Raw genomic sequence first — 12154 nt, 5'->3', positions numbered from 1 at the left:
ATTAGCTTATAGCTAAAAAGCCTTTTACGGATGCTGGTTATATGACTACGGTCGCAACGTAACCACTAGCCGAGCGAGCCCACCACCACCTCATCGCTCTCACATGGCTTGCGCACACCGCGTCAGCCAGCTGAAATCGAGAGGACTTCATGCGCACCGCCTTGCTCCCGAAAAGCACCCTGCACCTCGCCACACGCCTGTTTGCTGCCTGCGCCCTGGCGCTGAGTGTGGCGGCCTGTTCGCCCACCGAAGGCGAAACCGGGTCGGGCAAAAACCTGCGCATCGCCTTTTTCAGTGACAACACCATGCTCGTCAGTGTCGACCCCTTCCAGGTCTACTGGCTGGAACACCGCGTGCTGTTGCGCAATGTGGTCGAGTCGCTGACCGACCAGGACCCGGACAGCGGTGCGATCATTCCCTGGCTGGCCAAAAGCTGGGAGATCAGTGACGACGCGCTGACCTACACCTTTCACTTGCGTCAGGACGTGACGTTCAGCAATGGCGAGCGCTTCGATGCCAAGGCGGTCAAGGCGTCGTTCGACAGCAACAAGGCGTTCGCCACGCAACTGCCGGCAACCTTTGGCGCGACCTACCTGGCCGGTTACGAGCATGCCGAAGTGGTCGATGATTTTACGATCAAGCTGGTGCTGTCACGCCCCAACGCCGGCTTCCTGCAAGCCACTTCAACCACCAACCTGGCAATTCTGGCGCCCGCCTCCTATGCGCTCAGCGCGCAAGAGCGCTCGCTGGGCAAGATCATCGGCACCGGGCCGTTTGTGCTTGAACATTACACCCCGGAAGTCGGCGCCCGTCTGCTCAAGCGCAGCGGCTACGCCTGGGCATCGAGCAATGTGAAGAACAAGGGCGATGCGCATGTCGATAGCGTGGACATCAGCTATGTGCCCGAAGAAAGCGTGCGCAACGGCCTGTTCGTGCAGGGCAAGCTCGACATCCTCTGGCCGCGCCTGCCCTTCTCCGAGGTCGACCAGAAACACTTCCAGTCCAAGGGCGCCACGATCCAGAGCCGCTCGCTGCCGGGGCCGGCGATCAACCTTTACCCCAATACCCGCGACGGCCGTTTGCTGGGCGACAAGCAACTGCGCCTGGCCTTGCAGAAATCCATCGACCGCGCCACCTATGCGCGCACCATCTATACCCCGGATTTTCCGGTGGTCAGCGGCGTGTATGACGTCACCACGCCGTTCTACAAGAAACAGAGCGACAAACTGGCCTACGACCCGCAAGGCGCCGAACGCCTGCTGGACGCGGCCGGCTGGGCCAGGGGCACCGACGGTTATCGCTACAAGGACGGCAAGCGCCTGAGCCTGGGCTTTAACCTGGCGGGCAGCGAGGCGCCGGGCGATGTGCTGATTCAGGACCAGTTGCGCAAGGTCGGGATCGAGCTGAAGCTCAATGTCGTGACCCGTGGCGAATGGTCCGAGGCCATGGCATCGGGTAAATACGACCTGACCTCCAGCTACATGACCCGCGCCGACCCGATCATCCTGCAAACCATTCTTGACCCGCGGGTGGCGTACAGCACCACGATGGCCACCAACACCTACGAGCCCGAAACGCTGGTCAAGGCGCAGGCGTTGTTCGATGCCGGGATGAATGCGACCCGCCCCGAACAGCGCGGCCAGGCCTATGGCGATTTGCAGGATTTGCTGATCGATGAAGCCTCGACCTTTCCGGTGGCCGAACGGCTGATCCAGGCGGCGACGGCAGCGCAGGTGGGCAATTTCCACTGGACGGCAGAGGGAATTGCCCTGTTTAACGACATTGAACTGGGCAAGCGCTAAAGCCCGCCCGGATTCTTTATCGGGCTTGATACACCGGCGTCTCCAGGCCCTCGAAGCGCGCCTTGAGTTGCAGCGCCAGGTACAGCGAATAATGCCGTGACTGGTGCAGGTTGCCGCCGTGAAACCAGAGGTTGGTTTGCGCGGTGGGCTTCCACATGTTGCGCAGTTCGCCCTCGAACGGACCGGGATCCTTGGTGGTGCCCGAGCCCAGCCCCCAGCACGGTCCGACCTTGTCCGCGACCTCCGGGGAAATCAGCCGGGCGGCCCAGCCGTTCATCGAGCCGTAGCCGGTGGCGTAGACGATCAGGTCGGCGGGCAGCCGGGTGCCGTCGTTGAGCACCACCGCATCGGTTTCGATGTGCTCGACGCCCAGCCCCGCGCCGCTCTTGAGTTTTATCGTGCCGTCGGCGATCAGTTGCGAGGCGCCGACATCGATGTAATACCCCGAACCCCGGCGCACGTACTTGAGAAACAAGCCGGAATCGTCGTCGCCGAAATCGAGCATGAAGCCGGCTTTTTCCAGGCCCGCATAAAAGTCCTGGTCACGCTCGCGAATCGCATCGAACACCGGACGATGGAAGTCGCCCATGATCTTGTAAGGGATCGAGGCGAACAGCATGTCGGCCTTGTCGGTGCTCAGGCCGCTGTCCAGCGCGTCCTCGGAATACAGCCCGGCAAACAGAAATTCCATCAGGCTTTCGGAGCGGACGATGTGCGTGCTGGAGCGCTGGACCATGGTCACTTCGGCACCGTTCTCGACCAGATCGGCACAGATGTCGTGGGCCGAGTTGTTCGCCCCGATCACCACCGCACGCTTGCCGCGCCAGGCATCGCCGCCCGGATGACGGCTGGAATGGTGCTGCTGGCCGGCAAAATTCTCGCTGCCCGGATACACCGGCACATTGGGAACGCCGGACATTCCGGTGGCCAGAATCAACTGGGTCGGGCGCAGGATGTGCGGCTCGCCATCGCGCAGCACCTCGACGTTCCATTGCCCGGTCTGCTCGTCGAAGCTGGCCTGTACGCACTCGGTGCGCGGCCAGTAATCGAGCTGCATGATGCGCGTGTACATTTCCAGCCAGTCGCCCATCTGGTCCTTGGGCGTGAACACCGGCCAGTGGTCGGGAAACGGCAGGTAAGGCATATGGTCGTACCAGACCGGGTCGTGCAGGCACAACGATTTATAGCGCCCGCGCCACTGGTCGCCGGGACGCTCGGCCTTGTCGATGATCAACGTCGGCACGTTGAGGCGCTTGAGCCGCGCGGCCAGGCCGAGACCGCCCTGCCCGCCGCCGACGATCAGGCAAAAGGGCTGGGTCATGATGCCGATAGCGGCCTGTTCGTCCTGGCGGCGCTCCAGCCAGTTGCGCTTGTCGGCATGCCCGTGGCCGTGTTGCGCACCTTGCGGGCGGCGGCGGCCGGCGGGCTCTTCGAACCCCTTGAGTTCACGCATGCTGGTCAGCAGCGTCCAGCACTTGCCGTCCTTGAGGCGCACATAGCCCTTGCCGCGCGCCGTATCGGTTTCCAGGCTGATCCAGCCTTCGATCACGCCGTCGCCCAGCGTGGCTTCACCTTCAAGCTGCCATTGCCCGGGACGGACGTGTTCAAGGCGCTCGTCGAGCATGTCAGCGATGGCGGGCTTGCCTTGCAGGGTGACCAGGTTCCAGCTGAACAGCACCAGGTCGCGCCAGTAGCATTCATCGTTGAACAGCCCCAGCGCCGCATCGATGTCGCGCCGGGCCAGGTGCTCGGCAAAGTGCTCGACCCAGGCGGCGAGTTGTTCGGTCGGGGTTTGGATAGCGATAGTCATTGCGGGCTTTCCTTTGTTGTTCTTGTTTGCCCCTGTGCTATCGCAAGGCTCGGGCCATATTTCTGAAAGCGGCGGCGCAGAGCGTTACCGTGCAGATCAATCGCGGTTTCGGTGCTTGCCGATGTGCCATCGCCGGGACAGTGCGCCGTGACAGAGTGTCACGGTGTGCCAGCGGGTGATTTTTCAAGGCCGGGCGTTTTCAACTAAGCTGCCGACAGACCCAGCTTGACTGCGGAGAACAACAATAATGACGTCGACCCTGATCAGCGCCCACGCGCAACAGGTTTTGCAGGCTGTACACGGTCTGCCTGCCACCGAGCACAGCGGTGCCGGCCTTGCCATCACCCGTTCCTGGCACCGTTGCCTGAACCAGCATCACCTCGACCCCGCCAGCCGGCAGGCGCCTTGCGTCGTCGAGCAACCACGGCTGCAGGATCATCGCGCGCCGCTGGAGCACATCATCGGCGTGGCGCGCTGGCAGATGAACAGCCTGCACCAGCAACTGGGCCGCAGCGGCCATGTGGTGCTGCTTACCGATGCGCAGGGCGTGGTGATCGACAGCGTGCTCGACGAAGCCGAGCGGGTGGAGTTTCAGCGCGCAGGCTTGTGGCTGGGCGCCATGTGGAGCGAGGATTGCGAGGGCACCAACGGCGTTGGCACCTGCCTGGTCGAGCGCCAACACGTGACGATTCGACGCGATGAGCATTTTCGCGGGCGCCATGCGGGCCTGACCTGTTCGGCCAGCCCGATTTTCGATCCGCACGGCCAGTTGCTGGCGGTGCTCAACGTGTCGTCGGCGCATGAAGAGCGCACCTTGCAGGAACGCTTCCAGGCCATGTCGCTGACCAGCCTGTCGGCGCGGCTGATCGAGAGCTGCTATTTCCTCCAGCACCAGCCACAGCACTTTTTGCTGCGCTTTCATCCGGAGCCGGGGTTTACCGGCCTGCTGGGTGAAGGCTTGCTCGGTTTTGATGAGCGCGGCGCGATCACCTCGGCCAACCAGATGGCCCTGGACCTGCTGGGCCTGACGCGCCCGCAACTGGCGCGACAGGCGCTGACGACGCTGGTCCAGCTGCCGCTTGAACAGATACTCGACCGCGCCAGCCCGCAACCGGGCCTCTGCTGGCCGTTGTGCCTGGCTGACGGGCGCGTGTTGCATGCGCAACTGCGGGCGCCGCAGCATAGGGCGCCGGTGATTGCGCCACCGTTGCCGGCGCTGCTCGATGAGCGCGTGTGCCTGCAAGACCCGGCGCTGCAGCGCAGTTTCCAGCGCGCCGCACGGGTGCTGGAGCGCGATGTGCCGGTGCTGCTGCGCGGTGAAACCGGCACCGGCAAAGAGGCGTTCGCCAGCGCCTTGCATCGCGCAGGCTCGCGTCGCAGCCGGCCATTCGTGGCGATCAATTGCGCGGCGATTCCCGAGACACTGATCGAGAGCGAGCTGTTCGGTTATCGCGGCGGCAGCTTCACCGGGGCGCGCCGCGACGGCATGGTCGGCAAGCTGGAACAGGCGCACGGCGGCATTCTGTTTCTCGATGAAATCGGTGACATGCCACTGGCCTTGCAAACCCGCTTGCTGCGGGTGCTGGAAGAGCGCGAAGTGGTGCCATTGGGCGGCGCGACGCCACGGCCGCTGGATGTGCAGGTCATCAGCGCCACGCACCAGGACCTGACGGCGCGGGTGGCGCAAGGACTTTTTCGCGAGGACCTGTTTTATCGCCTGGCGGGGTTCAGCGTGCAATTGCCGGCACTGCGCGAGCGCACGGACAAGGGCGCGCTGCTCGATGGGCTGCTGCGTGAAGAAGCCGGGCAACGGTCGGTCCGCCTTGAGTCGCAGGCACGCGAAGCATTGCTGGCGCATGCCTGGCCGGGCAATGTCCGTCAGTTGCGCACCGTGCTGCGCACGCTGCTGGCGTTGTCCGACGATGGACGGATTTGCCTGACGGATGTGCAGGAATTACTGCCGCACAGCACTCAGTCGCTGCTTCAGGCACAGGACCCATTGCGCGAGTCAGAGCGCCAGACGTTGCTGGCGCAGGTGCAGGCCGAGCAATGGAACATGAGCCGGGTGGCGGTGCGCCTGGGGATCAGCCGAAATACGCTGTATCGAAAATTGCGCCAGCACGGCATCAGCCGGGGCTGATTGATGCCATATCGATTGTAGGAATCTTTCTCAACATTCGTCAGAATGCGCGACAAAGAATCATTCTCAGATCAGGTATCAACATGCTTTCCCACCCTCCCCTGCGCTCGCCTGCGCGGATTCTGGCGATCGAGGATGACCCGTTGCTCGCCGCGCACCTGCACAGTCATCTTCAGCAGCGCGGCTTTGCGGTGACCTTGCGGCATACCGCGAAAGAGGTGCTGGCGCTGGTCAACAGCGAAGGCTTCGATCTGATTCTGATGGACATCATGCTGCCCGACGGCAGCGGCCTGGAGATTCTCGGCCAGTTGCGCGAGCACCAGCGCCTGCCGGTGATCCTGATGTCGGCGCTGGGCGCCGAGCAGGACCGCATTGTAGGTTTCAGCCAGGGCGCCGACGATTACCTGCCCAAGCCGTTCAGCATGCGCGAGATGGATGTGCGCATCGATGCGGTGCTGCGCCGGGTGGCCTACGAACATGAGGCGAAAAACACCCGCCACGAAGAGTTGCAACTGACGCTGGACACCGAGCGCTGCGATGTCAGCCATAACGGCGTCTGGGCCGACTTGAGCGGCACCGAATTTCGCATTCTTGAAGTGATGCTTGCACAGGTCGGCGAGGTCTTGAGCAAGGCGTTTCTGTATCAGCAGGCCATGCACCGGGCCTGGTCGCCCTACGATCGCAGCCTCGACATGCACGTCAGCCGTATCCGCCGCAAGCTGCAACTGATCGGCTACAACGGCCGCAATATCCAGACCGTGCGCGGCACCGGTTATGTGCTGAGCCCGCTGGTGCCATGAGCCTGCCCAATCGCCATTCGTTGCTATGGAAACTGATCGTGTTGCTGGCGCTGCTGTGCCTGTGGCTGGTCAGCCTACAAGTGGACCTGGGCAAGCGCATGTATGACGCCAGCGCCCTTCTGCCGGCGTCGACCAAGAAGGTCTTCACCGACTATGCCGCCCAGGCGGCCAGTGTCTGGCGCGAGCAGGGCCGTGCGGGGCTGGATGGATTTTTGCGCGATTTACGCCAGCGCGAAAAGGTCTGGGCGGTGGTGGTCGACGCCCGCGACGAGTCCTTGTCGTCACAGCCGGTGCTGGCCGACGAGCACGCACGGCTGAACTTTATCCGTGCCCTGGACAGCCCTGTCGGGCGGCCGGGCGGGCGGCCGAACTTCTACGCGCCATTGCCGGGGATCGATGCCCGGCTGGTGATGGAATTACCGTTGCACCTGGACCCGCGGCGGCACAACAACCTCTGGGAAATTGCCCTGCAACAAGTGCTGCCCAGCGCCCTCGCGCTGCTGTTGGGAGTACTTTTGTACCGGTGGCTGATCGCACCGATGGCCACCCTGCGCCGGCAGGCCAACGCGCTGAGTACCGGTGATCTGTCGGCACGGGTCGAGCCGAAAGTGGCCAGGCGCCGCGATGAACTGGGCGATCTGGCGCGCTCGTTCAATCAGATGGCCGGCCGCCTGGAAACCACCGTGGTATTCCAGCGCCGGCTGCTGCGCGCCTTGTCGCACGAACTGCGCACGCCGTTGAGCCGCCTGCGGGTGGCCGGCGAACGCGAGCTGGACATCGACGCCATGCGCCAGCGCCAGGAGCACGAGGTGCAGATCATGGAGCGACTGATCGATGACACCCTGGAGCTGGTGTGGCTGGACACCGAGCGTCCGCAATTGCCCGTAGAGCCGGTGGAAGTCGCGCAGTTGTGGGAGATGCTCTGCGAGGACAGCAGCTTCGAGACCGGCTGGCCCATCGAACGGCTGCCGTGCGAGTTGCCCGCCGATTGTCAGGTGCTGGGCAATCTCAATGGCTTGGCCCAGGCGCTGGAAAACATTCTGCGTAATGCCGTACGCCATTCCCCCGAGGGCGGCGTGGTGCGGCTCAACGGCGAGCGTGAGGAACGGCACTGGCACCTGTGGATCGAGGATCAGGGTCCGGGCGTGCCGCCCGACCAACTGGAGCAGATTTTTCAGCCGTTCATTCGCCTGAATGCCGAACGCCCCGGAGGCGACGGTTTTGGCCTGGGCCTGTCGATTGCGCAAAGTGTGGTGGTCTCGCAAAACGGCGAGATCTGGGCGGAGAATGCCGGGCCAGGGCTGCGCGTGCACCTGCGGCTGGCGAGTGTATAAAATGTAAAATATATTTAATCTTATTTGATAATGAGTAGCATCTGCACCCACTAAGGGAGTCGAGCGAGCCAACAGCGCCGCCTTCGGGGCAGAAATACAAACGCCCTCACTCCTGATTTTCATACGTCAACAGGAGTAGGCAGATGCATCCGCGATTCAGATTAAGTCACCTTTTCATGGCCCTGATGGCCGCCAGCCCGGCGCTGGCACTGGGCGAAACCGCTGACTCGGCGCAACCTGCGGATGCGCTGCACCTCACCGATACCCACGTGGTCGCCACCGCCGAAGAGGAACTCAAGCAAGCCTCCGGCGTGTCGCTGATCACCGCCGAAGACATCAAGAAGCGCCCGCCGGTCAATGACCTGTCGGAAATCGTGCGCAAGATGCCCGGCGTCAACCTGACCGGCAACAGCGCCAGCGGCACGCGCGGCAACAACCGCCAGATCGACCTGCGCGGCATGGGCCCGGAAAACACCCTGATCCTGATCGACGGCAAGCCGGTGACCTCGCGCAACTCGGTGCGCTACACCCGCTCCGGCGAACGTGACACCCGTGGCGACAGCAACTGGGTGCCGGCCGATCAGGTCGAGAGCATCGAAGTGCTGCGCGGCCCGGCGGCGGCCCGTTACGGCTCAGGTTCCATGGGCGGCGTGGTCAATATCATCACCAAGCGCCCGAGCGACCAGCTCACCGGCTCGATCACCGCGTTCACCAACCTGCCGGAAGACGACGCCGAGGGCATGACCAAGCGCACCTCGTTCAGCCTCGCCGGTCCCTTGACCGACGCGCTGACCTTCCGCGTCTACGGCAACCTGAACAAGACCGACGCCGACGACGCCGATATCAACCAGGCGCACACCGATACGGCTTCGGGTGCCTCTCTGGCGGCCGGCCGCGAAGGGGTGCGCAACAAGGACGTCAACGGCCTGTTGAGCTGGGCGCTGGACCCGCAACAGACCCTCGATTTCGAAGCCGGCTACAGCCGCCAGGGCAATATCTACACCGGCGACGTCGGCACCGGCGGCACCGACTCGCTGGTGCCCGGCAGCACCATCAACACCTGGCTGGGCCGCGAGACCAACACGATGTACCGGCAGAATTTCTCGGTCACTCATCGCGGCGACTGGGCGTTCGGTACCTCCAAACTGCTGGCGCAGTACGAGAAGACCCGCAATAACCGCCTGCCCGAAGGCCAGACCGGCTCGGTGGACGGCGATATCAACGGCAGCGACAAGAGCACCAGCACCTACGACAGCTATCTGGTCCAAGGCCAGCTGGATATCCCGCTGGAGCTGGTGTTCCAGCAGACGCTGACTGTCGGCGCCGAGTGGAACCGCCAGGAGCTCGACGACCCGAGCACCATGGACCGCGCCATCGGCACCACCTTGCCCAACTCGGCCGCCGGCGCTCGCGCCACCGACATGGACGCGACCATCATGGCGGTGTTTCTGGAAGACAACATCGAGCTGACGCCCAAGTGGTACCTGACGCCGGGCCTGCGCCTGGACCACCATGACCAGTTCGGCGCCAACTGGAGCCCGAGCCTGAACAGCTCGTACAAGATCACCGACGACATCACCCTCAAGGGCGGTATCGCCCGTGCGTTCAAGGCGCCGAACCTGTACCAGTCCAACCCCAACTACCTGTACCGCAGCAACGGTAACGGTTGCGCTGCCAGCCTGAGTTCCAACGGCTGCTATGTGCTGGGCAACGCGGACCTGGACCCGGAAATCAGCATCAACAAGGAACTGGGCATCAGCTTTGCCCGCGACGGATGGAGCGCCGGCCTGACCTACTTCCGCAACGATTACGACAACAAGATCGTGTCGTCCAACGACCTGGCCGGCCGCACCTCGGCCAACGAAGCCATTCTGCGCTGGGACAACGCCAGCGATGCGGTGGTCAAGGGCTGGGAAGGCTATGTCGGCGTGCCCTTGCTCGGCAATGCAGGCGATGTGCTGAGCTGGAACACCAACCTCACCTACATGGAATCCAACGAAGACAGCGACGGCAACCCGCTGTCGGTGGTGCCCAAGTACACGGTCAACAGCATGCTCGACTGGCAGGTGACGCCGGCGTTGTCGGTCAACCTGACCGGCACCTGGTACGGCAAGCAAGAGCCGCGCACCACCAACCCTTTGCAGGAAACCGCAGTGACCGCCAGCAACCAGTTGAAGACGCTGGACCCGTACCACCTGTGGAGCATCGGCAGCACGTATGAAGTGAACGACAACCTGTCGTTCGGCGCCGGCATCAGCAACCTGTTCGACAAGCGCGTGTACCGCGAAGGCGCGGGCACCAGCGCCGGTGCCAGCACCTACAACGAACCGGGCCGTGCGTTCTATGCGTCGGTAACCACGTCGTTCTGATTCAAACCCCTCGGCAAAAACCCGGTTGATTCCGGGTTTTTGCTTATCCCGTGTGTCTGATGAGCACCTTTGCATGAAGAGCGGACCTTCTCCCTGGCCCACCGTTTCCCGCCTGCTGGCCGCCGTGCCGGGCGGCTATCTGTTTACTTATGCCTTTACCGCGGCCCTGGCGCGCGTGCTGCCACTGAACAAGGCCGACGCGATGGTCAGCGCCACCCTGCTGTCGTTCGTGGTGTACACGCTGGTGATTCTCTGGGTGTTTACCTGCCATAACCACTGGCGCGCCTGGGCAGGCATCGCCACGGCCGTGCCGCTGGCCGGCATCGGCTTCTGGCCGCAACTGCTGGAGCGTGCCGCATGAAAGCCAAAACGATTACCCAGTCGCTGTCGTGGCTGCACACCTGGAGCGGGCTGATGTTCGGCTGGGTGCTGTTCAGCATTTTCCTGACCGGCACCCTGGCGGTGTTCGACAAGGAAATCGATAACTGGATGCGCCCGGAAATTCCGGCGCACAACCTCGATCAAGTGCAGGCCGCGCAGGTGGCGCTGGACTATCTGCAGGACAGGCACCCGGACGCCAGCGCCTGGAACATCGGCCTGCCCACCGAACGCTCGCCCAACCTGAGCGTCTCGGCCGGTGAACAGCGCCGTGGCGGCGGCACGCTGCTCGATCCCTACACCGGTGAAGCGCTGCAAGCACGCGAAACGGCGGGCGGCGGCTTTTTCTTTCGATTCCACTTCACCCTCAACCTGCCACGCAATATCGGCATCTGGGCGGTGGGCCTGGCAGCGATGGCGATGCTGGTGGCGCTGATCAGCGGCATCGTGATCCACAAGAAGTTCTTCAAGGAGTTCTTCACCTTCCGCCCGGCCAAGGGCCAACGCTCGTGGCTGGATGCGCACAACGCCACAGCGGTGCTGGTGTTGCCGTTTCACCTGATGATCACTTACACCGGGCTGGTGATTTTCTACCTGATCTATATGCCGGCGGCGATGGATGCGCTGTTCGATGGCGACCGCGAAAGCATGAGCCGGGCGCTGCGTGAAGGCCCGGTGGCCGAGCAGCGCGGACAGCGTGCGCCAGCAAAACCGCCCGTTCAGCCGGCTGACCTCACGGCGCTGGCGCCGGTGCTCAGTGAAGCCGAACGGCTGTTGGGGCCGGTGGCCAGCCTGAGCATCCACAACCCCGGACGCAGCGATGCCCGTATCGAGGTGCGCCCGGTGCTGGGTAATCGCATCGAGCTGACCAAGGGCATGAGCCTGCAGTTCGATGGCGTCAGCGGCCAGGTGCTGCGCCTGCCCAGCGACAGCCGGGCGACGGTGCTGACGCAAAAGGTCATGTCGGGGCTGCACTTTGCCCAGTTCGGCGGCTACTGGATGCGCTGGCTGTACTTCCTCTGCGGGCTGGCCAGTTGCGCGATGCTGGCCACCGGCGTGGTGCTGTTCACCGTCAAGCGCCGCCGTCGCCACGATGCCGAAGGTCGTGTGGCGGCCGTGCTCTATCACAGCGCCGAGCGCCTCAACGTGGCGGTCATTGCCGGTTTGAGCCTGGCCTGCGTGGCCTACCTGTGGGCCAACCGCCTGCTGCCGGTCGGCTTGCCAGGGCGCGGCGACTGGGAGGTGCACGTGTTCCTGCTGGTGTGGCTGGCCAGCCTGGGCCACGCCATCGTGCGCCCATGGCTGAGTGCCTGGCGCGAACAACTGGGGCTGACCGCCGCGCTGTGCATCGGCCTGCCGCTGCTGAACCTGGTCAGCGGCACCCGCGCCGACACGTTCTGGCTCGAAGCGGTGGTGGTGATCATCGGCGGGCTGCTGGCCTGGGCCCGCTGGAAGCTGGGGCAACCGGTCAAGGCCCGCGCCCCGCTTCATGCAACCGCGCAGGTTATGGAGGTCAACTGA

Annotated in this window: 8 protein-coding genes; 7 read left to right on the top strand and 1 reads right to left on the bottom strand. The window is 63.8% G+C overall.

Going from position 1 to position 12154, the window contains the following annotated elements:
* The first annotated feature begins 149 nt into the window (after positions 1-149).
* Positions 150-1802 carry an ABC transporter substrate-binding protein gene (locus tag ACYAS9_RS03315; protein ID WP_463566891.1) on the top strand — a complete coding sequence of 551 codons (1653 nt, stop codon included), beginning with the start codon at positions 150-152 and terminating at the stop codon, positions 1800-1802.
* 16 nt (positions 1803-1818) lie between these two features.
* Here ACYAS9_RS03315 and ACYAS9_RS03310 read toward each other — a convergent pair whose 3' ends face one another.
* Positions 1819-3612 (bottom strand): NAD(P)/FAD-dependent oxidoreductase, encoded by a 1794-nt coding sequence (locus tag ACYAS9_RS03310; protein ID WP_463566890.1) that lies wholly within the window; start codon positions 3610-3612, stop codon positions 1819-1821.
* A gap of 247 nt (positions 3613-3859) precedes the next feature.
* Between ACYAS9_RS03310 and ACYAS9_RS03305 the strand changes: the two genes are divergently transcribed.
* The 6 genes from ACYAS9_RS03305 to ACYAS9_RS03280 all read left to right on the top strand — a co-directional run bounded on the left by ACYAS9_RS03305 (position 3860) and on the right by ACYAS9_RS03280 (position 12154).
* Entirely contained in the window at positions 3860-5752 is a 1893-nt protein-coding gene (locus ACYAS9_RS03305) for a sigma-54-dependent Fis family transcriptional regulator (RefSeq protein WP_463566889.1), read from the top strand.
* Between the two features lie 83 nt (positions 5753-5835).
* Positions 5836-6552, top strand: coding sequence for a response regulator transcription factor (locus tag ACYAS9_RS03300; RefSeq protein WP_463566888.1), 717 nt, complete (start codon positions 5836-5838; stop codon positions 6550-6552).
* Positions 6549-7886 carry a HAMP domain-containing sensor histidine kinase gene (locus ACYAS9_RS03295; RefSeq protein WP_463566887.1) on the top strand — a complete coding sequence of 446 codons (1338 nt, stop codon included), beginning with the start codon at positions 6549-6551 and terminating at the stop codon, positions 7884-7886. Before ACYAS9_RS03300 ends, ACYAS9_RS03295 begins: the two co-directional genes overlap by 4 nt.
* A gap of 143 nt (positions 7887-8029) precedes the next feature.
* Entirely contained in the window at positions 8030-10255 is a 2226-nt protein-coding gene (locus ACYAS9_RS03290) for a TonB-dependent siderophore receptor (protein ID WP_463566886.1), read from the top strand.
* Positions 10256-10328: 73 nt separating this feature from the next.
* Positions 10329-10616: an iron transporter gene (locus ACYAS9_RS03285; RefSeq protein ID WP_463566885.1), complete on the top strand. Its 288-nt coding sequence runs from the start codon at positions 10329-10331 to the stop codon at positions 10614-10616.
* Positions 10613-12154, top strand: coding sequence for a PepSY-associated TM helix domain-containing protein (locus ACYAS9_RS03280; RefSeq protein ID WP_463566884.1), 1542 nt, complete (start codon positions 10613-10615; stop codon positions 12152-12154). The genes ACYAS9_RS03285 and ACYAS9_RS03280 overlap by 4 nt, the downstream gene beginning before the upstream one ends.

This window comes from Pseudomonas sp. HP_08, from assembly GCF_055284095.1.
This window is presented reverse-complemented; position numbering and strand designations above follow the sequence as displayed.